Here is a 21,793-nt window from a genome sequence, read left to right as displayed (position 1 = left end):
AAGGCAACCCAAGGCAACTGCACGCACAAATATTTACAATTCATCGGATGATGGACTGACGATAAATGTGGTGAGCGAACCGTCATGCAGGCGTTGGCGCGAGTCGCGTCAAAAAAGTCGTGGGGTATTATATGGCAAGACGTTGATCCACTGATTCTGCCTCCGGTTTTCATGACCCTCACTGCCCCGCCTACCCCGGCCGATGCCCGCCGCGACCTGCTCGCCGCCTGGCTCGCCGGTCACGCAGAAAAATACGCACTCGACCTCGCCACGTTCGCCCCGGCCTCCGCCGACGCGAGCTTTCGGCGCTACTTCCGGCTCGCGAGCGCCGGCGCGCACGGCGCCACGCTGATCGCTGTCGACGCGCCGCCGCCGGAAAAATGCCGCGAATTCGTGCAGATCGCCCAGTTGCTCGAAGCAGCCGGCGTGCACGTGCCGCGCGTGCTGGAAGTCGATCTCGACGCCGGCCTCATGCTCGTGACCGACCTCGGCACGGCGCCCTACCTCAAGGCGCTCACCGAAGCCGGCCCCGGCCCGCAAGCGCGTGCGCTCATGCGCGACGCCATCGACGCGCTGATCCGCGTCCAGCTCGCCTCGCGCGAGGGCGTGCTGCCGCCGTTCGACGATGCGTTCCTGCACCGCGAGATGGAGCTCATGCCCGAGTGGTATCTGGAGCGCCACCTGGGCCGCAAGATCGACGAGGGCACGCGCAGCATGCTCGATCGCACCTTCGCGCTGCTGAGCGCGAGCGCGCTCGCCCAGCCGCGAGTCTTCATGCTGCGTGATTTCATGCCGCGCAATCTCATGATCGCGACGCCCAACCCCGGCGTGCTGGACTTCCAGGACGCCGTGTACGGACCGATTACGTACGACATCGCCTCGCTGTTGCGCGACGCGTTCCTGAGCTGGGACGAGGAGTTCGAGCTCGATTGCTTCGCGTACTACTGGGAGCGCGCGAAGAAGGCGGGGCTGCCCGTGGATGCAGACTTCGGCGAGTTCTACCGCCAGCTCGAATGGATGGGCCTGCAACGCCACATCAAGGTGCTGGGCCTGTTCTGCCGCATCAACTACCGGGATGCCAAGCCGCACTATATGGCCGACCTGCCGCGCTTTCTCGACTACGCGGGCAAGGTCGCGCACCGCTATCGGCCGCTGGCGCCGTTCGCGCGGCTCATCGACGAGCTGCAGGGCACGAGCGCCAACGTCGGTTACACGTTCTGATCGCGCCGGCTCACCACACTCACCCACAACAAGGTCGAATTCATGACGCGTGCCACTGCAAGGGACACGGCGGAGCGCACGGCGATGATCTTCGCCGCCGGGCGCGGCGAGCGCATGCGCCCGCTCACCGATACCTGCCCCAAGCCGCTGCTCGAAGCCGGCGGCAAACCGCTCATCGTCTGGCAGATCGAGCGGCTCGCCGCGGCGGGCTATACGCGCATCGTCATCAATCACGCGTGGCTCGGTGCGCGCATCGAGGCCGCGCTCGGCGATGGCGCGCGCTTCGGCGTGCAGTTGCTCTACTCCGCCGAGACCGATGCGCTGGAAACCGCCGGCGGCATCGCGCAGGCGCTGCCGCTGCTGGAGCGCGCCGGCGAGCCGGCCGTGTTTCTCGCCGTGAGCGGCGACGTCCACAGCGATTACGACTTCGGCTTGCTGAGAGCACGCGCCGAGGCGCTCTCGATGCAGTCCGAGCCGGGCATGCATCTGGTGATGGTGCCCAACCCGCCGTTTCATCCGGCCGGCGACTTCGCGCTGGGCGCCGACGGCCTGCTCGCACTCGACGGCGCACCGCGCTACACCTTCGGTAATATCGGTCTCTACGACACGCGCATGTTCCGCGCGCTGCCGCGCGGGCAAAAGCGCGCGCTCACGCCGTACTACCGCGAGGCCATCGCGGCGCGGCGCGCGAGCGGCGAACTCTTCGAGGGGCTCTGGGAGAACGTAGGCACGCCCGCGCAGCTCGCGGCGCTCGACGCCGCGTTGCGCGCGCCGCAGCGCGGGTGATGCACGGCTGAAGCGCCCAGCGCCCGGTCAAGCGCGCTCAATGCCCGCGCCCGGCGTCAACCGGAGCCGCCTCGGCTCTGGCCCGCTCCGCTTCGCTCGCGCGCTGCTGCTGCAGCGCCCACATCTGCGCATAGTGGCCGTCGGCCTGCAAAAGCTCCGCGTGCGTGCCGCGCTCGACGATGCGCCCGTGATCCATCACGATGATCTGCTGCGCGTGAATGATCGTCGATAGCCGGTGCGCGATCACGAGCGTCGTGCGCTCGCGCGCGATCTGGTCGAGTTCGTGCTGGATCGCGCGCTCCGAGCGTGAATCGAGCGCCGAAGTCGCTTCGTCGAATAGCAGGATCGGCGGATTCTTGAGCAGCGTGCGCGCGATCGCGACGCGCTGCTTCTCGCCGCCCGAGAGCTTCAGCCCGCGCTCGCCCACCGGCGTGTCATAGCCCTTCGGCAGGCTCTCGATAAACGCGTGAATGTGCGCTGCGCGCGCCGCCGCGATCACCTCTTCGCGGCTTGCCGAGGGCCGCCCATAGGCAATGTTGTAGTAGATCGAATCGTTGAACAGCACCGTGTCCTGCGGCACGATGCCGATCGACGCGCGCAGCGAATCCTGCGTCACCTCGCGAATATCCTGGCCATCGATCGTGATGGCGCCGCCCGTCTCCTTGTCGAGATCGTAAAAGCGGAACAGGAGGCGCGAAAGCGTCGACTTGCCCGAGCCGCTGTGGCCCACCACTGCCGTCGTCGTGCCCGCCGCGATGGTGAAGCTCACGTCATGCAGAATCTGGCGCGCCGGCTCGTAGGAGAAGTTCACGTGCGAGAAGCGCACCTCCGCGCCGCGCACCGCGAGCGGCGGCGCGCCCGGCGCATCGGGCACCTCGCGCGCGACCGTGAGCAGGTTGAACATGCGGTCCATGTCGGTGAGGCTCTGCTTGAGTTCGCGATACACCACACCGAGAAAATTCAGCGGAATGTAGAGCTGCAGCATGAAGGTGTTGATGAGCACGAGATCGCCCAGCGTGAGCTTGCCCGCCATCACGCCCTGGGTCGCGCGCCACAGGATGAAGACGAGCCCCGTGCCGATAATCGCCTGCTGCCCGAAGTTGAGCACGGAAAGCGACTGCTGCGAGGTGATCGCCGCAGCGCGATAGCGGCGCAGGTTTTCGTCGTAGCGCTGCGCCTCCCAGGCTTCGTTGCCGAAGTACTTCACCGTCTCATAGTTGATGAGCGAATCGATCGCCCGCGAATTCGCGCGCGAATCGAGCTCGTTCATCGTGCGCCGGAAATGCGTGCGCCACTCGGTGACCTTCACGGTGAAGACGATGTACGCGGCCAGCGCCACGAGCGTGACGATCGCGTAGTACGCCTCGTATTTCACCGTGAAAAAGCCCAGCACGAGCCCCACTTCGACGAGCGTCGGCAAGATGCTGTAGAGCGAGTACGAGATGAGCTGCGTAATGCCGCGCGTGCCGCGCTCGATGTCGCGCGACATGCCTCCGGTCTGCCGCTCCAGATGAAAGCGCAACGAAAGCGAATGCAGATGTCGGAACACCTTGAGCGCGAGCTGGCGCACGGCGCTCTCCGTCACCTTCGAAAACAGTATCTCGCGCAGCTCGGTGAACAGCGAAGTCGACAGACGCACCACCGCGTAGGCCACCACGAGGAGCCCCACGCCGCCCATCAGCACGATGCCGGGCGCGTGCTCGGCGCGCCCGAGCGCAGTGAGGTGCTGCACGGCCGCGAGGTTGTCGACGATATGCTTCATCACGACCGGCACGCCCAGGTTGGCGACCTTGGCGCCGATCAGGCAGGTGAGCGCAAACGCCACGCGCCATTTGTAGGCGGTGAGATAAGGCAGCAGCGAAACGATAGTCTGCCAGTCGTTGCGCGGCCCGACAGCGGGCGGCGCGGGTTCGTTGGAAGCGGGAAAGCGGCGCATGGGCGAGCGGCTATGAGCGTGCCGCGGGTGTGCGCCCGAAGCATCGAGGGCGCACGCGGGGAGCACGGCATCGGGTTGGAGGAGTGGAAGACGGGTTCCGGAGCGCACCGGCGCGAGGCTGTGGCTGGGCGCCGTTCCGGCCGCACCGCCGCGCCTGCGGCTTTCCCGTACAATTCCTGACACCGTATTGTCGCAGAAGGCCGCTCGCGCCGCTGACGGCCGCCGGGCGCGGCCCGTTGTTTCAGCGTCGCTGCTCGAGCCCCGCCAATCCTGCCCCTTTCATGGACACCCGATGACCGACTCCTCACCGCTCCCCCAGAAGCCCCCCGCGCTGCGCGTCATGCCGCAGCCCTCCGACGCCAACGTCCATGGGGACGTGTTCGGCGGCTGGATCATGTCGCAGGTCGACATCGCAGGCTCGATCCCGGCCAGCCGCCGCGCCAATGGCCGCGTCGCGACCGTCGCGGTGAACTCGTTCGTGTTCAAGCAGCCGGTGTTCGTCGGCGACCTGCTGAGCTTTTACGCCGAGATCGTCAAGACCGGCACGACCTCGGTGACCGTCGAGGTCGAGGTCTACGCCCAGCGCATGCGCCTGGCCGACGAAGTCGTGAAGGTCACCGAAGCGACGCTCACTTACGTGGCCACGGGCAACGACCGCCGCCCGCGCCCGCTGCCCGAGGTCGCATAAGCGCCCGGACACGCACCTGACTGGGCGTGCTTCAAGGCCTGCGCGCCGTGAGCGAGCGCGAGCCTCAGAGCCTCAAGCGGGCCACGCGAGGCCCGCGCCCTCCTCGTACGCCACGCTGGCGCCCAACAGCGCCGCAGCTTCTTCCCCCGGCATCGGCGGCGCGAAGAAATACCCCTGCAGTTCGTCGCACGCGCGCTCGCGCAGGAACGCGAACTGTTGCGACGTCTCCACGCCTTCCGCGATCACCTGGAGCCGCAACTCATGCGCAAGCGCGATGATGGCGGCCGTGATGGTCTCGTCGTCGCTGCTGTTGCCGATGTCCGCCACGAACGAGCGGTCGATCTTGAGCCGGTCCACCGGCAGTCGCTTCAGATAGCTCAAGCTCGAATAGCCCGTGCCGAAATCGTCGATGGCAATGCCCACGCCCGCCTCGTGCAGCGCATTGAGCATCGAGACGGCTTCCTCCGTATTGCGCATCAGCGTGCTCTCGGTGAGCTCGACTTCGAGCCAGCACGGGTCGAGCCCCGTCTCCTGAAGCACGCCCTTCACCAGTTCGGTGATATCGCGCTGGTGGAATGTCTTCGCCGAGAAGTTCACCGAAACGCGCACGGGCGGCAGCCCCGCGTCCTGCCACGCGCGGTTTTGCCGGCAGGCCTCGCGCAGCACCCAGTCGGATAGCGGGCCAATCAGGCCGCTTTCCTCGGCCACGGGAATGAATTGCGCGGGCGGCACGAGCCCCGCCTCGGGATCGCGCCAGCGCACCAGCGCCTCCATGCCCACGATGCGCCCGCCCTCGATCTCCACCTGCGGCTGGTAATGCAGCAAGAACTCGCCGTCGCGCAGCGCACGGCGCAAGCGCCGCTCGAGGTCCATGCGCGCGCCCGCGCTCGCATTCATCTCCGGCTGATAGAACTGGAACGTGTTGCGGCCCAGTTCCTTGGCTCGGTACATCGCAACGTCGGCCTTCTTGAGCAGCGCCTCGGCGTCGTTGCCGTCTTGCGGGTACACGCTCGCGCCCATGCTGCAACCGACATAGAGCTCCGTGCCGTCGATCCAGACGGGCTCCGAAATCATCGAGCGCGCGCGCTCCATCCAGCTGATCAGCACTTTTTCGTCGATGGTCTCGGTCAGCACGATCACGAACTCGTCGCCGCCGTGGCGCGCGACGGTATCGCTCGTGCGCGTGCAGCGCGTGAGCCGCTCGGCCACCACGCCCAGCAAGCGGTCGCCCACGCTGTGGCCGAGGCTGTCGTTGACGTTCTTGAAGCCGTCCAGGTCGATGAACACCACGGCCACGCCGCGCTGGTGGCGCTGCGCCGAAACGAGCGCCTGCTGCAGGCGGTCGCGCAGCAGGTTGCGGTTGGGCAGTTGCGTGAGACTGTCGTAATTGGCCTGGTATTCGAGCTGTTCCTGGTAGCGGATCAGCTCGGTCACCTCGTTGATGATGCCGATGTGATGCGTGATGCGGCCGTCGAAATCGGGCACCGGCGCGATCAGCAACTGGTTCCAGAAGAGCGCGCCGTCCTTGCGGTAGTTGCGCAGCACGGTGTTGACTTCGCGGTTCGAGATCAACGCCTGGCGCATGGCGATGAGTCCTTCCTGGTCGCGGTCGTCGCGCTGCAGGAAGCGGCAGTCCTGACCGATCACCTCGGCGGGATCGTAGCCGGTGATGCGGCGGAACGCCGGATTCGCATATTCGATCAGGTTGCTGCCGTCCGGCCCCGGCGCGGTGATCAGAATGGCGTTCACGCAGGCGTCGAGCGCGCGGCTTTGCAGGCGCAGCGCGAGGTCGGCGCGCTTGCTCTCGGTGGTGTCCGAGTAGCTGCCGAGCACGCCTATCACGCGGCCGGCGCCGTCGAGCAGCGGCAGCTTGCTCGCAAGTATGGTGCGGTGCACGTCGCCGATCGTCAGCTCTTCCTCGAAATTGACGCGCGGCAGGCCCGACTCGATCACTTCGCGGTCCTGTGCATGCAAGGTGCTTACGTAGGCGTGCCATGGCAGATCCTCGTCGGTCTTGCCGACGATCTGCTCGGGATAGGCCAGACCCGCATCGCGCGCGAAGGCCATGTTGCAGCCCAGATAGCGCGATCGCACGTCCTTCCAGAAGATTCGCTGCGGGATGTTGTCGATCACCGTCTCGAGCATCTGGTTGGAGCGCTGCGCCTCGACCTCGGCCTTGATCTGCTCGGTCACGTCGTCGGCGAGCACGAACATCGCCGCCCTGCCCTGGAAGACCAGCGAATGGTGCGAGATGTCGGCGCTGATCAGCGAGCCGTCGCGGCGCACATGACGCCAGATGCCCGCCATCGTGCGCACGTTCTGCGTGAGCGTGTCCAGGCGCGCGAGATGCTGTTCGAGCCGCGCCACGTCGTCGGCCGGGCGGATGTCGCGGATCGTCATCGCGAGGAACTCCTCCTCGCTGTAGCCGTACTGCTGGATCGCCGCCGCGTTGACCGCGAGAAAGCGCAGCGTTTCGCGGTCGAATACGTACATCGGCACCGGGTGGGCGTCGAACAGGCCATGGACGCGCTCGTTGCGTGCCCGCGTGCCGGCAAGCGCGCGCCGCTTTTCGCGCTCGGCGTTCTCGCGGGCGCCAAAGGTATGGAGCAGCAGCGCCGCGCCCGAGAGCATCGTCACGATCAGCAGGATCGACGCGCGGCGGCCCATGCTCGACGACTCGGCGAAGGCACCGGCGAGCGCGCGATCCTGTTCGCCCTGCAAGGCCGAGAGCGTGGCATCGACGCTGTCGGCACGCGCATCGAGCCGAATGTATTCGCTGGCGATCCAGGGCGCGACGTTCGCCAGCGCGGCATCGGTGGTTTTCGTGGCATCAGCTCGCGCAACAGGGAGTGTCATGACTTGCTCCGCGCTGCCTTGCACGCGGACATCGGCAAGCCGCGCCTGGGCGCGTGAAAGCGTTTCGTCGATCTCGTGCGCGAGCCGCGTGGCTTGCCCCGCTACGGCGTCGAAACGCTGCGCCTGCGCGGGGTCTCCAGCCAGTTCGGCACGCAATGCCTGCGCCGTATTGCGAAGCTCGGCGGCGCGGCCCTCGCGCTCGCCGGACGACTCGGTCGCGCCGCCAGCCTCGATGCGGCCAAGCGCGGCAAGCCCGCTGCCCAGCGCAATGCGAAAATGGTCCAGATCCTGCCGTACGCGCGCGGCCTGCACAGCCCGCTCGTCGATTTGGTGCTGCGCGCCGATCTGCGCCCACGCCACGAACGCGTTCGCGCCCACTGCTGCGGCAACGACCAGCAGGTTGATGAGGTGCCGCTTCGAGTAATGAAGATTCATGAATGCCGAACGCCGTTCGCCCCCGTGCGGCGGGCACGGAAAGACTGCTTACGATCTGCGCGCAACAGGCCGGCGCGCACACGCGCCAGCGCGAATGCGCCATACCGTATAACGGCAAAAAACGGCAAGACCTTTAGGAAAATGCGCGAGGGCCAGACGCGCGGCTCATGCTGCGGCTCACGGCGACGCCTGAGCCGAACCGGTCGGCCCGGCCAGCCCGAACTCCCGCATCGCCGGCACGAAGTCGTGATTCGCCTCGGGCTTGCGCGCGAGCTTGGTCAGCACGTAGCGCTGGAAGGGCGCGAGCTGGGCCCAGTCCTCGACAGCCGGCGCACGCAGGTTCGCGAGCGCCGCCTGATTCGCGATGCCGCCCGGCACGGTCTGCGTGTCCCGCCAGGCAGGCGCTTCCTCGGGAGCGAACCATTCCGGCTCGACATTGGCATGCGTGCGCAACATCTCGAAGAGCGCGTGATCGAAATTGGGCTCGATCTCAGTGTCTTCGTCGACAGGAAAACGCGCGAGCAGGCGGCGGTCTTCGTAAGGCAGCAGTTGCCACTGCGCGAGCGAGATGCGCAGCCCGAAGCGGTCCAGATTGAAGCGCACGCACATCGGGATGAAGGTGAGATCTTCCGACGATTCGACCTCGTAATGGAACAGCAACGGAGCTTCGGTCAATGCCATGGCGTTATTCCTCGCGATGCGGGCCCGTCCGGGCAAAGGCTGGGCCAAATGCTGGGCGAAAAGCCGGACAGCAGCGAAAGGCGCCCGCTTGAGGTATTTTAGAACCTTCCGCGTCAAGCGCATGCCCATGCGGCCTGCCAGACTGCACGACGACGCACCAGGCATTAATGGAGCACCCTGCTTGAATTTCCGCCCGAATCCTCATTTGCCCGCCGCGCCGGGCGCCGCACCCAACCCCGCCTCCAACGCCGCGCCAAACCCGCTGGCAACCGAAGGCCAGCCCGGCGCCATCGAACTGCGCGTGCACCGCCATCGCGGCGGCACGGTAGAAACGCGCGCCGATCACGTGGGCCAGGAATGGCCCGTCGCGCTCGTCTTCAACGGCATCTCGCACGCGGTCATGATGTGCACGCCGCGCGATCTCGAAGCGTTCGCGGTGGGCTTTGCCATCTCGGAGGGCATCGTCGCGCGCAACGCCGATATCCAGGACATCGAAGTCTTCTGGTACGCCAAGCCGGATTCGGAAGAGCTGCCGCACGCCGAGGTCCATCTCACGGTCGTTCAGCAGGCATTCGTTGAGTTGAAGGAGAAGCGCCGGGCCCTCGCCGGGCGCAGCGGCTGCGGCGTGTGCGGCATCGAGAGCATCGATTTGCTCGACCTCGAGCCCGAAATCGTGCCCGACACGGGCTTTCTCGCGCGCCTTGCGCCGGACGCCATCGCGCGCGCCGCCCGCGAACTGCCGCGACATCAGGCGCTCACGAAACTCACGGGCGGACTGCACGCGGCCGCGTGGTGTGACGCGAGCGGTGCGATACTGCGCGCTTTCGAAGACGTGGGCCGCCACAACGCGCTCGACAAGCTCATCGGCCAGTTGGTGATCGAGCGCGCCGATACGCAGCAGGGCTTCGTGTTCCTCTCGAGCCGCGCGAGCTACGAGCTGGTGCGCAAGGCCGCGCGCGTAGGCATTCCGATGGTGGCGACCATCTCGGCGCCCTCGACGCTCGCCATCGCCATCGCGAAGCGCGCCGGACTGCGGCTCGTGAGCTTCTGCCGCGAGTCCGGCTATGTCGATTACGACACGGCGTCGAATGCCGTGCGGGACGCCGAGTGAGCCAGCCGCGCTCGCTTAGTCGAACTGCCGGAAATCCGGCTTGCGCTTTTGCAGAAAGGCCGTGAACGCCTCGCGCGCTTCGGGCGCGGTCAGCATCTTGCGGAACTGCGCGCCCTCCTCGTCCATCCGCGCCTCGATCTCGGGCGCGCTCGCGCGCTTCATGAGCGCCTTGGTCGCGCGCAGCGACGAAGCGGGCAGCGCGACGAGCTTGGCCAGTTGCGCCGCCACGAATGCGTCGAGCTCGGCGGCGGGCAACACGCGATTCACGAAGCCCATGCGGTGCGCCTCTGCCGCGTCGAAGGTTTCGCCCAGCAGCAGCTTTTCCGCGGCGCCCTGATAGCCGGCCACGCGCGGCAGCAAGAGCGACGAAGCCGCCTCGGGACACAGCCCGAGTTGCGCGAACGGCATGGCGAAGCGCGCGGTATCGGCGGCATAGACCAGGTCGCAATGCAGCAGCAGCGTCGTGCCGACGCCGATGGCCGCCCCGGTCACGGCCGCCACGATCGTCTTCTCGAAAGCCGCGATGGCTTTCAGGAAGTTCGCCACGGGCGAATCGGCGCCGGTGGGCGGCGACTTCAGGAAGTCCTCGATATCGTTGCCCGCCGTGAAAATTTCAGCGTGACCGCGCACCAGCACGGCGCGCACGGCGGCGTCGTCCTGCGCCGAAGCCAGCTCATCGGCCATCGCCTGGTACATCGCGGGCGTGAGCGCGTTCTTGCGCTCGGGCCGGTTGATGGTGATCGTCAGCACGCCGCTCTCGCGCGCGATCAGGATTTCGTTGCTCATCTAGTTGTCTCCAGTCTCATGCCGGGCTCGACGTCGTTGCGAGCCCGATACGAAAAACGGCCCGCGGGCCGTGAAGCCCGCAGACCGTGTCGATAAACGCCCACCTGCCAATGGCGTGAAGCGCTTACAGCCGCTCGATGATGCCCGCCGCACCCATGCCGGTGCCGACGCACATCGTCACCATGCCGTACTTGTAGTTGCGGCGGCGCAGCCCGTGCACGACGGTCGAAGCGCGGATCGCGCCCGTCGCGCCGAGCGGGTGGCCCAGCGCGATCGCGCCGCCAAGCGGGTTGATCTTCGACGGATCGAGGCCGAGGTCCTGAATCACCGCCAGCGACTGCGCAGCGAACGCCTCGTTGAGCTCGATCCAGTCGAGATCGTCCTGCTTGAGCCCCGCTGCCTTCAGCGCCGCGGGAATCGCTTCCTTCGGGCCGATGCCCATGATCTCGGGCGGCACGCCACGCACCGCAAAGCTCACGAAGCGCGCGAGCGGCGTGAGATTGAACTGCTTGAGCACCTTCTCGGAGACGACGATCAGCGCGCCCGCGCCATCCGAAGTCTGCGAGCTGTTGCCCGCCGTCACCGAGCCCTTGTTCGCGAATACCGGGCGCAGCTTCGCGAGACCTTCGAGCGAGGTCTCCGCGCGCGGGCCTTCGTCGAGTTCGATCAGGCGCTCGTTCACCCTCACTTCGCCCGTGGCGAGATCCGGGAAGCGCTCGAGCACCGTGTACGGCGCGATCTCGTCCTTGAACTCGCCCGCCTGTTGCGCGGCCAGCGCGCGGCGATGCGACTCCACGGAGAACACGTCCTGCGCCTCGCGGCTCACCTTCCAGCGCTCCGCGACCTTCTCGGCGGTCAGGCCCATGCCGTAAGCAATGCCGATGTCTTCATTGCGATCGAAGATATGCGGCGAGAGCGACGGCTTGTTGCCCATCATCGGCACCATGCTCATCGACTCGCAGCCGCCCGCGATCATCGCTTCGGCTTCGCCCACGCGGATGCGGTCCGCGGCCATCGCGAGCGCCGTAAGGCCCGACGCGCAGAAGCGGTTGACGGTCACGCCGCCCACGCTCTGCGGCAGCCCCGCGAGCAGCGCGCCAATGCGCGCCACGTTCAGGCCCTGCTCCGCCTCGGGAATCGCGCAGCCGATGATGGCGTCCTCGATCACCTTGGTGTCGAGTCCGGGAACTTGCGCCACCGCCGACTTGATCGCGTGCACCAGCAGCTCGTCGGGGCGGGTGCTCCTGAACGCGCCGCGCGGCGCCTTGCCGATGGGCGTGCGGCTCGCGGCGACGATGTAGGCGTCCTGCAACTGTTTGCTCATCTCTTACTCCAGTCCGTTATATGCGTACGTCGTGCCGCTTTAGTTGCGCACCGGCTTGCCGGTTTGCAGCATGCCCATGATGCGCTCCTGCGTCTTCTGCGTGCCGAGCAGGTCGATGAAAGCACGGCGCTCGAGCGTGAGCAGCCAGGCTTCGTCGACGAGGCTGCCCGCCTCGACGTCGCCGCCGCACACCGCTTCCGCGATGCGGCCCGCGATCAGGTAATCGTGATCGCTGATGAAACGGCCATCGCGCATGTTCACGAGCGACGCCTTGATGGTCGAGATCGCCGAGCGACCCGCGACCGGAATCTGCGTCGCGCGCAGCGGCGGACGCCAGCCGGCCGCACTCAGTGCGCGAGCTTCCTTCTTCGCCGTGTCGAGCAGTTCGAACACGTTGAAGACGATGGTGTCCGAAGGCTTCAGGTAACCCATCGCGCGCGCTTCGAGCGCGGAGCCCGAAACCTTGGCCATCGCCGCGTTTTCGAACGACTTCTGCAGGAACTTGAGCAAGTCGCTGGGCGCCGCGCCAACGGCTTGTGCGGCTTCGGCAGCACGCAGCGCCGCTTCCTTGAGGCCGCCGCCCGCCGGCACGAGACCCACGCCCACTTCCACGAGGCCGACATAGCTCTCGATGTGCGCGACGCGCTTCGCGCTGTGCAGCATGATTTCGCAGCCGCCGCCGAGCGCGATGCCCGACACCGCGGCCACCACCGGCACGTTTGCGTACTTCACGCGCAGCATGGTGTCCTGGAACTTCTTCACGAACGGCTCGATGCCCTTGGCGCCGCCCATCATGAACGCGGGCATGGCCTCTTCGAGGTTCGCGCCCGCCGAGAACGGGCCGCCCGGCGCACCGAGCTTCAGCGACGTCGGCTGCCAGATCACGACGCCCTTGTAGCCGTCTTCAGCGATATCGATGGCCTTCACGAGCGAGTCGAGCACGCCCGGGCCCATCGTGTTCATCTTGCTCTTGTACGAGACGATCACGACGTCGTCCTCGCCGGCGCGGTCGTCGACCCACGCGCGCAGATGCTCGTTCTCGAACAGCGTCTTGCCGAAGGTCTTCGGATCGCGCGCACCGGTTTCGCCGAACAGCGCCGCGCGGAATACCTGGCGCTCGTACACCGGCAGATTCGAGCGCGGCTCGAAGCGTTGCGCGGCCGGCGACCACGAGCCTTGCGCACCGTGCACGCCGCCGTTCTCGGCCACCGCGCCTTCGAACACCCAGGCGGGCAGCGGCGCATTCGAGAGCGCCTTGCCCGCGTCGATGTCTTCCTTCACCCACTCGGCGACCTGCTTCCAGCCCGCGGCCTGCCAGCCCTCGAACGGACCTTCATTCCAGCCGAAACCCCAGCGGATCGCGAGATCGACGTCGCGCGCGTTGTCCGCGATCGACGCGAGATGCACGCCGATGTAATGGAACACGTCGCGGAAAATCGACCACAGGAACTGCGCCTGCGGATGCTGCGTTTCGCGCAGCAGCTTGAGACGTTCCGCGGGCGCACGCTTGAGGATGCGGCCCACCAGTTCGTCGGCCTTGCCGCCGCCGTCGACGTACTCGCCCGTGCTGGCGTCGAGCACCTTGATCGCACGGCCTTCCTTGCGATAGAAGCCGCCGCCGGTCTTCTGACCGAGCGCGCCCTTCGCCACGAGGCCCGCGAGCACCTCCGGCGTTTCGTACACGGGGAAGAACGGATCATCCTTGAGGTTGTCCTGCATCGTCTTGATGACGTGCTGCATGGTGTCGAGGCCGACAACATCAGCAGTCCGGAACGTTGCCGACTTCGCGCGGCCAAGGCGTGCGCCCGTGAGATCGTCGACTTCGTCGAAGCGCAGTCCGAACTTCTTCGCCTCGGCGATCACCGCGAGGATCGAGAAAACGCCCACGCGGTTCGCGATGAAATTCGGCGTATCCTTCGCGCGCACCACGCCCTTGCCCACCACGCTCGTCATGAACGATTCGAGCTGGTCGAGGATTTCGGGCTTCGTATGCGTCGTCGGGATCAGCTCGACGAGGTGCATGTAGCGCGGCGGATTGAAGAAGTGCACGCCGCAAAAGCGCGCCTTGAGGTTATCGTCGAAGCCTTCCGACAATTCCGTGATCGACAGGCCCGAGGTGTTGGTCGCGAAGATCGCGTTCGGGGCAAGGTGCGGCGCGACCTTCTTGTAAAGATCGTGCTTCCAGTCCATGCGCTCGGCGATCGCCTCGATCACCACGTCGCATTCCGCGAGCCTGGCAATGTCGTCTTCGTAGTTCGCGGGCGTGATGTATTGCGCGTCGTCCTTCACGCCGAACGGCGCGGGCGAGAGCTTCTTGAGCGTTTCGATCGCCTTGAGCGCGATGGCGTTCTTCGAGCCTTCCTTCGCGGGCAGATCGAACAGCAGCACGGGCACGCGCGCGTTGATCAGGTGCGCGGCGATCTGCGCGCCCATCACGCCGGCGCCGAGCACGGCCACCTTGCGAATATTCAGATTGCTCACGTTGTTCCTCCAGCGGATATGCAATGTCGAGCGGATTGAGGTGTGGGGGCGGCATGCGTCACGCGTGGACCGCCTCTGGACATCGTGTTGATGGGGCGCGCGTCTTTGGCAAGCGCGCACCCATTGGCTTTTAGAACAACGCTTCGTCGACTTCCATCAGCGTCTTCGAACCCGCGCGCGCCTGGCGGATCGAGGTCGCCGTTTCGGGCAGCAGCTTCGCGAAGTAAAAGCGCGCCGTGGCCAGCTTCGACTTGTAGAACGGATCGCCCGAGCTTTCCTTGTCGAGCGCGATGCGCGCCATGCGCGCCCAGAAATACGCGAACACGAGGTGGCCCGCCGTGCGCAGGTACGGCACGGCGGCGGCCCCCACTTCGTCGGGGTTCTGCATCGCCTTCATGCCGATTTCCATCGTGAGCTTCTGCATCTTGTCGCCGATGTCGGCGAGCGGATTCACGAACTCCTGCATCTCCGGCTTGATGCCTTCGGCCTCGACGAAATCCGTCACGAGCTTGCCGAACTTCTTGAGCTTCGCGCCCATGTCGCCGAGCACCTTGCGGCCGAGCAGGTCGAGCGACTGGATCGTGTTGGTGCCTTCGTAAATCTGGTTGATGCGCGCGTCGCGCACGTACTGCTCCATGCCCCACTCGGCAATGAAGCCGTGACCGCCGTAGACCTGCATGCCCAGGTTGGTGGATTCGAACGCGTTGTCGGTGAGGAAGGCCTTGATGATCGGCGTGAGCAGCGCGACGAGATCGGCCGCTTCCTTGCGCTCGGTTTCGTCGCCGTGCGAGAGTTCCTTGTCGATCTGCAATGCGGCCCAGTACGCGAACGCGCGCGCACCTTCGGCCCAGGCCTTCTGCGTGAGCAGCATCCGGCGCACGTCCGGATGCACGATGATCGGATCGGCGGCCTTTTCAGGCGCCTTCGGGCCGGTCAGCGCGCGCATCTGCAGACGCTCCTTCGCATAGGCGAGCGAGTTCTGATACGCGACTTCGGTAAGGCCGAGACCCTGCATGCCCACGCCCAGGCGCGCAGCATTCATCATCACGAACATGGCGTTCAAGCCCTTGTTCGGCTCGCCGACCATCCAGCCCTTCGCGCCGTCGAGATTCATCACGCAGGTCGCGTTGCCGTGGATGCCCATCTTGTGCTCGATCGAGCCGCACTTGATGCCGTTGCGCTCGCCCGGCTCACCCGCGTCGGTCGGCACGAACTTCGGCACGACGAACAGCGAAATGCCCTTGGTTCCCGGCGGCGCGTCCGGCAGACGCGCGAGCACGAGGTGAATGATGTTGGCCGCCATATCGTGCTCGCCGGCCGAGATGAAAATCTTCGTGCCGGACAGTGCGTACGAGCCGTCCGCATTGGGCTCGGCCTTCGTGCGCAGCAAGCCGAGGTCGGTGCCGCAGTGCGGCTCGGTCAGGCACATCGTGCCGGTCCATTCGCCCGAGACGATCTTCGGCAGATAGGTCTTCTGGAGTTCGGGCGTGCCGTGCGCATGCAGGCACTCGTAGGCGCCGTGCGAGAGACCCGGATACATGGTCCACGCCTGGTTCGCCGAATTGAGCATTTCGTAGAGCGCATTGTTCACGAACGCAGGCAAGCCCTGGCCACCGAATTCGGGATCGCAGCCGAGCGCCGGCCAGCCGGCCTCGACATACTGCGCGTACGCTTCCTTGAAGCCCGTCGGCGTGGTCACGACGCCGTCGCCGGCGTAGGTGCAGCCCTCGCGGTCGCCGACCTGGTTCAGCGGAAACAGCACCTCCGAGCAAAACTTGCCGGCTTCTTCGAGCACCTGGTTGATCGTGTCGGCGTCGAGGTCGGCGTGCTTCGGCATCTGCTTGACTTCGCCTTCGACGTTCAGCAGTTCGTGCAGCACGAATTGCATGTCGCGCAGCGGCGCGGTGTACTGTCCCATCTCTCTTCTCCCTGAATTGAACCTGGAGTTTCGGGCCTCTCGCGTACCGTCATGTGCCGCCGCGCTGCGCTCGCGCGCGCCCGGCCGCTAATGGCTTACGCTCTGGTACGAAACGATCAGTTTTTCAAACGCGGCCCACGTATGGTCAACCGCATCCGGCAAGTGCAGGAAGCGGCCGTCATGGTGCAGACCGAGTGTCACGCTATACAGTTCGAACAACATCAGCGCTGGATCGGTGTCCTTGCGCAGATGGCCCTCTTCAATCGCCTGCGAAATCGCGCGCATCAGCGCTGCTCGCCACGTCGTCACGCTCGCCACGAGCGTCTCACGCACCTGGCTCTCCGCCCGGTCGTCGTACTCGACCGCACCGCTGATGTAGATGCAGCCGGTCGTGACCTCGTGGATGCGCTTTTCGATCCATCGCGAGAGCATCGCACGCAGGCGCGGCAAACCTCGCGGTTCGCGCAGGCTCGGAAAGAAGACTTCTTCCTCGAATCTGCGGTGGTACTCGCGCACCACCTCGACCTGCAGGTCCTCGCGTGACCCGAAGTGCGCGAAGACGCCGCTCTTGCTCATCTGCATGCGCTCGGCAAGCAGGCCAATCGTCAGACCTTCCAGTCCGTCGCGGCTCGCGAGGTCGAGTGCTGCATCCAGGATGGCGGCTCGTGTCTGTTCGCCTTTTCGCATAGCTTATTTACCGTAACGATGAGACCGTGATGTGAGGTGTCCGAACCCGGCAACCCGTCACATCAAGGCCGAAATGAAATCGAACGGCCGTACTATTATTGAAGACAGCCGATCGCGAAAACAAGAACTTTATTAGAAACCGATTTCTAGCCGGTACTCTAATTTTCGGGCATCGCGCGCCATACACAAGCGAACATTTCTGGATTGCAGGCTTGTCGATTCGTGTGGCAGGCGGCATGCCCGGGAGATAAGGCAGCTAGTCGTAGCCGCCCACGGTGAGCAGCTTCATGGCCGCGCGATAGAACGACCACGCCAGCCAGTTCAGCGCACGCATATGCCAGGGCCGCGCCTCGTAGCGCGCCCGGTCGATCTGCGGAGATTCCTCGAAGGCGTCGAGGATGGCGTCGCGCAGTTGCGCAATCTCCGGATGCCGCACGAGCAGCACATTGGCCTCGTTGTTGAGCACGAGCGAGAGTGCATCGAGATTCGAGGAGCCCACGGTCGCCCAGTTCGAATCGACCACCGCGACCTTGCCGTGCAGCATGGTCTTCTCGTATTCGGCGATTTGCACGCCGGCGCTCAGTAGCTGGTGGTAGAGGAACGGCACGCCGTAGTCGAGCACGGCAAACTCTTTTCGTCCTATCAATAGCTTGACGGCGACGCCGCGCTCAGCGGCTTCGAGAAGCGCGCGGCGCAGCCGGCGGCCCGGCATGAAGTACGGATTGGCGAGCAGCACTTCTTGGCGCGCCTCGCCGATGGCATCGAGATAGGCCTTCTCGATCGCGCGCCGGTTCACGACGTTGTCGCGTGCGACGAAAGCCACACACGGCACCTGCGCCGCGCGCGGGTCGCGCACGCTCGCGCGCAGGCGCTCGCGCAAGCGCGCAAACAGGCGCCCAGCGGGGCCCGAGCGCATGGCGGGCGAGAGTGCGCGCAACGCGTCGTCGACGATCTGGGCCGAAGACGCATTCGCGATCGTATGCCCGGTCGGGCGCGGCGCGAGGTACCCCGCGCTTGCGGGAACGCCGGGCGAAGGCATGCCGGCGGGCAGCGGCGGCCGATGGCCGAGCCGGATGCGCCGCCATTGCTGTTCGAACGCGAGGTGCACATCGACCACCACGTGCCCATGCAGTTCGACGGCGAAATCCCAGCGCGGATACGGCAGCGTCTTGCCGTCCTGCTCGAGGTCGTCGATCACGTTGATGCCGCCGCACGACGCGTACTGGTCGTCGATCACGGCAAGCTTGCGATGCGTGCGCGAAAAGCCGAAGCGCCCGAAGATATGCGGGTTGTAGACGCGATGCTCGATGCCGGCCGCGAGCCAGGTCTCGAAGAGCGCGAGATGGGGCGTGCCGATGCCGTCGGTGATCACGCGCACGCGCACGCCGCGCTGCGCCGCGCGCACGAGCGCCGCGGAAAGCGCACGGCCGATTTCGTCGTCGCAGAAGATATAGGTTTCGATAACGACGTCGCGCGTGGCGGCATCGATATGCTCGATCATCGCCCCGAAGAGTTCCGCGCCCGAGCAGAACAGACGCACCTCGTTGCCGCTCGTGAAGCGGTAGCGCGAACGATAGCGCCGGCCCAGCAGCACATCGCGCAGCCGCACGACACGCGGCGATTCTGTGCCGGATTCGGTACCGGGTTCGGTGCGGGGTTCGGTGCGGGTATCGCTCACACATGCGCCCCACGAAGCTGCTCGAGACGCCCGGGCAGTTGCAGGATCGCTTCGCGATTCGACCACGAAAAGCACTGCGCGGCCGCCTCTTCGTAAGGCAGCCATCGATATGCGACATGCTCGCGCGGCGCGAGCGTGACAAGCGTGCCCTCGGGCACCTCGAGGCTGAACCAGTGCTCGGTGTTGCGCGTGACGCCCGGCGCATAGCGGTGCCGCCAGACCGGATAGATTTCGTACTCGATCTCGTGGCGCCAGTCACGCAGCGCGTCCTGCGGCACGCCTGGCGCACCCACCACGATGCCGGTTTCCTCAGCCACCTCGCGCATGGCCGTTTCGACGAGCGGCTCGTCGACGCTGTCCTTCGAACCGGTCACCGACTGCCAGAAGCCCGCTCGATCGGCGCGCTCGATGATCAGGACTTCGAGCCGCGGGGTATGAATGACGACGAGTACGGATTGCGGAATCTTCGGCGGCTTCTGCATGGCGATGGTGCGCGACAGTACGTCTTGAGAGATACGCGGAGCAATGTGTGGAACAGCGCGCGGCGCTTTAGTAATGAATTTAACGCAAAAAGCAAAAAAGGCGCACGATGCGCCTTTTTTGTGTTGCGTTACGTGCCACAGAAGCCGCGCTGCGGCTCCTGCACACGTCACGGCGTAGCTTACTGCGCCGTCTTCTGCTCGGGCTGACGCAGACGGATGTGCAGTTCGCGAAGCTGACGCTCATCCACTTCGCTCGGCGCCTGCGTGAGCAGACATTGTGCGCGCTGCGTCTTCGGGAACGCGATCACGTCGCGGATCGAGTCAGCGCCGGCCATCATCGTGACGATGCGGTCCAGACCGAACGCGATGCCGCCGTGCGGAGGCGCGCCGTACTGGAGGGCGTCGAGCAGGAAGCCAAACTTCGCACGCGCTTCCTCGGCACCGATCTTCAGCGCACGGAACACCTTGCTCTGCACGTCTTCCTGATAGATACGCACCGAGCCGCCGCCAATTTCCCAGCCGTTCAGCACCATGTCGTAAGCCTTGGCGAGGCAGCGGCCCGGATCCGTTTCGAGGTATTCCAGGTGCTCGTCCTTCGGGCTTGTGAACGGATGGTGCGCGGCCACGTAGCGGTTTTCTTCCTCGTCGTATTCGAACATCGGGAAGTCGATGACCCACAGCGGCTTCCAGCCCTTCTCGACGAGGCCGTTGGCCTTGCCGAATTCCGAATGGCCGATCTTCAGGCGCAGCGCGCCCAGGCTGTCGTTCACGACCTTCGCGCGGTCGGCCGCGAAGAAGATGATGTCGCCGTCTTGCGCGCCGGTGCGCTCCATGATCGCGGCAATCGCAGCGTCGTGCAGGTTCTTGACGATCGGGCTTTGCAGGCCGTCACGGCCCTTCGCAGCTTCGTTGACCTTGATCCACGCGAGGCCCTTCGCGCCATAGATGCGCACGAATTCCGTGTAGCCGTCGATGTCGCCGCGCGAGAGCTCGGCGCCCTTGGGCACGCGCAGCGCCGCGACGCGGCCGTCCTTGCTGTTGGCAGGCGTGCTGAACACCTTGAAGTCGACGTCCTTCATGGCGTCGGTCAGTTCGGTGAATTCGAGCTTCACGCGCAGGTCCGGCTTGTCCGAACCGAAGCGGCTCATGGCTTCCGAGTACGGCATGATCGGGAACTTCGCGTCGAGCTCTACGCCGATCGTTTCCTTGAACACGTGACGCGCCATGTCCTCGAACAGGTCGCGGATTTCCTGCTCGCCGAGGAACGACGTTTCGCAGTCGATCTGCGTGAATTCGGGCTGACGGTCGGCGCGCAGATCTTCGTCGCGGAAGCACTTGACGATCTGGTAGTAGCGATCGAAGTTCGCCACCATCAGCAGCTGCTTGAAGAGCTGCGGCGACTGCGGCAGCGCGAAGAACTGGCCCGCGTTCACACGCGACGGCACGAGGTAGTCGCGTGCGCCCTCGGGCGTGCTCTTCGTGAGCATCGGCGTTTCGATGTCGATGAAGCCGAGCGAGTCGAGATACTTGCGCACGGCCATCGTCACGCGGTAGCGCAGGCGCAGGTTGTGCTGCATCTGCGGACGGCGCAGGTCAAGCACGCGATGCGTGAGGCGCGTGGTTTCCGAGAGGTTGTCGTCGTCGAGCTGGAACGGCGGCGTGACCGACGCGTTCAGCACCACGAGCTCGTGACACAGGACTTCGATCTTGCCGCTCGTGAGGTTCGCGTTGACCGTGCCTTCCGGACGGTTGCGCACGAGACCCTTCACCTGGACGCAGAATTCGTTGCGCACGCCTTCGGCAGTCTTGAACATCTCGGCGCGGTCGGGGTCGCACACCACCTGGACGAGGCCCTCGCGATCGCGCAAGTCGATGAAAATGACACCGCCATGGTCGCGGCGGCGCTGCACCCATCCGCACAGCGAAACAGTTTGGCCCAGCAGCTGTTCGGTCACCAGACCGCAGTATTCAGATCTCATCGACATGATGTTCGTCTTTCGTTATGCATGAATGAACGGGAGCGCCGCATGCGGCGCGGCGTCCGGTATTTAAAGCGGGGGATCGATGGGGCGGCGGGAATTCGCGACCGGCGCGACGACGCCCATCGAGACAATATACTTGAGCGCGGCGTCGACCGTCATGTCGAGCTCGATCACCTCGCTCTTCGGCACCATCAGGAAAAAACCCGAAGTGGGATTGGGCGTGGTCGGCACATAAACGCTCACGTGCTCACCCTGCAGATGGTTCACCACATCGCCGCCCGGAATGCCGGTGAGGAATGCGATGGTCCAGGAGCCCTTGCGCGGGTACTCAATCAGGAGTGCCTTGCGAAAAGCATTGCCGTTGCTGGAAAGCAGTGTATCGGAAACCTGCTGGATGCTGCTGTACAGCGGGCCCACGATCGGGATGCGTCGCACCAGCGCGTTCCACCACACCACCAGCTTCTGGCCGACGAAGTTGTGAGTGAGCAAGCCCACCAGGAAGATGAACGCCAGCGTGAGGATCGCGCCCAGACCGGGCAGGTGCACCGGCGGCCGCCATGCTGCGGGGAGCAGGAGCAGCGTCTGGTCCATCGTGCCGATGACGAGATTCAGCACCCACAGCGTGATGGCCAAAGGCACCAGCACGAGAAGGCCGGTCAGGAATACCGATTTGAAGGTCGCTTTCTTGATCGTCATGTACACGCCATCCGGGCCGCGCGACGCGCGGCGCTTGCGCCGCCG

Annotated in this window: 16 protein-coding genes; 4 read left to right on the top strand and 12 right to left on the bottom strand. The window is 65.6% G+C overall.

Annotated elements, in window-relative coordinates; all coding sequences use genetic code 11:
* Positions 1–171: 171 nt before the first annotated feature.
* A complete protein-coding gene (locus PWP93_RS00480; protein WP_421043079.1) occupies positions 172–1,221 on the top strand; it encodes an aminoglycoside phosphotransferase family protein in 1,050 nt (349 codons plus the stop codon).
* Positions 1,222–1,305: 84 nt separating this feature from the next.
* On the top strand, positions 1,306–2,007 hold the full coding sequence (murU, locus tag PWP93_RS00475; RefSeq protein WP_421044965.1) for an N-acetylmuramate alpha-1-phosphate uridylyltransferase MurU: 702 nt from the start codon (positions 1,306–1,308) through the stop codon (positions 2,005–2,007).
* A gap of 37 nt (positions 2,008–2,044) precedes the next feature.
* On the opposite strand, the gene PWP93_RS00470 is transcribed toward murU, so the two are convergent.
* Positions 2,045–3,943 (bottom strand): ABCB family ABC transporter ATP-binding protein/permease, encoded by a 1,899-nt coding sequence (locus PWP93_RS00470; protein ID WP_421043078.1) that lies wholly within the window; start codon positions 3,941–3,943, stop codon positions 2,045–2,047.
* Positions 3,944–4,235: 292 nt separating this feature from the next.
* Here PWP93_RS00470 and PWP93_RS00465 point away from each other — a divergent pair, with 292 nt between their 5' ends.
* Positions 4,236–4,631: an acyl-CoA thioesterase gene (locus PWP93_RS00465; protein WP_421024752.1), complete on the top strand. Its 396-nt coding sequence runs from the start codon at positions 4,236–4,238 to the stop codon at positions 4,629–4,631.
* 72 nt (positions 4,632–4,703) lie between these two features.
* Here the strand turns inward: PWP93_RS00465 and PWP93_RS00460 are convergent, their stop codons facing one another.
* Positions 4,704–7,922 carry an EAL domain-containing protein gene (locus PWP93_RS00460; protein ID WP_421043077.1) on the bottom strand — a complete coding sequence of 1,073 codons (3,219 nt, stop codon included), beginning with the start codon at positions 7,920–7,922 and terminating at the stop codon, positions 4,704–4,706.
* Between the two features lie 177 nt (positions 7,923–8,099).
* The gene (locus PWP93_RS00455) at positions 8,100–8,603 is read right to left on the bottom strand and encodes a nitrate reductase associated protein (RefSeq protein WP_421043076.1); all 504 of its coding nucleotides are present in this window, start codon (positions 8,601–8,603) and stop codon (positions 8,100–8,102) included.
* 262 nt (positions 8,604–8,865) lie between these two features.
* Here PWP93_RS00455 and fdhD point away from each other — a divergent pair, with 262 nt between their 5' ends.
* Positions 8,866–9,714, top strand: coding sequence for a formate dehydrogenase accessory sulfurtransferase FdhD (gene fdhD, locus PWP93_RS00450; RefSeq protein WP_421044964.1), 849 nt, complete (start codon positions 8,866–8,868; stop codon positions 9,712–9,714).
* Between the two features lie 15 nt (positions 9,715–9,729).
* On the opposite strand, the gene PWP93_RS00445 is transcribed toward fdhD, so the two are convergent.
* The 9 genes from PWP93_RS00445 to PWP93_RS00405 all read right to left on the bottom strand — a co-directional run bounded on the left by PWP93_RS00445 (position 9,730) and on the right by PWP93_RS00405 (position 21,748).
* Positions 9,730–10,500, bottom strand: coding sequence for an enoyl-CoA hydratase (locus PWP93_RS00445; protein ID WP_421043075.1), 771 nt, complete (start codon positions 10,498–10,500; stop codon positions 9,730–9,732).
* A gap of 124 nt (positions 10,501–10,624) precedes the next feature.
* Positions 10,625–11,824: an acetyl-CoA C-acyltransferase gene (locus tag PWP93_RS00440; protein ID WP_421043074.1), complete on the bottom strand. Its 1,200-nt coding sequence runs from the start codon at positions 11,822–11,824 to the stop codon at positions 10,625–10,627.
* A 39-nt stretch (positions 11,825–11,863) separates the two neighbouring features.
* Complete coding sequence (locus tag PWP93_RS00435; protein ID WP_421043073.1) at positions 11,864–14,305, bottom strand: 3-hydroxyacyl-CoA dehydrogenase/enoyl-CoA hydratase family protein; 2,442 nt, start codon at positions 14,303–14,305, stop codon at positions 11,864–11,866.
* A gap of 130 nt (positions 14,306–14,435) precedes the next feature.
* On the bottom strand, positions 14,436–16,223 hold the full coding sequence (locus PWP93_RS00430) for an acyl-CoA dehydrogenase C-terminal domain-containing protein (RefSeq protein WP_421043072.1): 1,788 nt from the start codon (positions 16,221–16,223) through the stop codon (positions 14,436–14,438).
* Positions 16,224–16,310: 87 nt separating this feature from the next.
* Positions 16,311–16,910, bottom strand: coding sequence for a TetR/AcrR family transcriptional regulator (locus tag PWP93_RS00425; protein ID WP_421024759.1), 600 nt, complete (start codon positions 16,908–16,910; stop codon positions 16,311–16,313).
* Positions 16,911–17,166: 256 nt separating this feature from the next.
* Entirely contained in the window at positions 17,167–18,519 is a 1,353-nt protein-coding gene (clsB, locus tag PWP93_RS00420) for a cardiolipin synthase ClsB (protein ID WP_421044963.1), read from the bottom strand.
* A gap of 65 nt (positions 18,520–18,584) precedes the next feature.
* Positions 18,585–19,070 carry a dihydroneopterin triphosphate diphosphatase gene (gene nudB, locus PWP93_RS00415; RefSeq protein WP_421043071.1) on the bottom strand — a complete coding sequence of 162 codons (486 nt, stop codon included), beginning with the start codon at positions 19,068–19,070 and terminating at the stop codon, positions 18,585–18,587.
* A gap of 179 nt (positions 19,071–19,249) precedes the next feature.
* Positions 19,250–21,055 (bottom strand): aspartate--tRNA ligase, encoded by a 1,806-nt coding sequence (aspS, locus tag PWP93_RS00410; RefSeq protein WP_421024761.1) that lies wholly within the window; start codon positions 21,053–21,055, stop codon positions 19,250–19,252.
* Between the two features lie 63 nt (positions 21,056–21,118).
* A complete protein-coding gene (locus tag PWP93_RS00405; RefSeq protein ID WP_213299491.1) occupies positions 21,119–21,748 on the bottom strand; it encodes a DUF502 domain-containing protein in 630 nt (209 codons plus the stop codon).
* Positions 21,749–21,793: the final 45 nt, after the last annotated feature.

This window comes from Paraburkholderia sp. A1RI-2L (assembly GCF_048957375.1).
Taxonomy (GTDB): Bacteria; Pseudomonadota; Gammaproteobacteria; order Burkholderiales; family Burkholderiaceae; genus Paraburkholderia.
The sequence above is the reverse complement of the archived record's forward strand: the minus strand, read 5'-3'. Positions and strand labels throughout refer to the sequence as shown.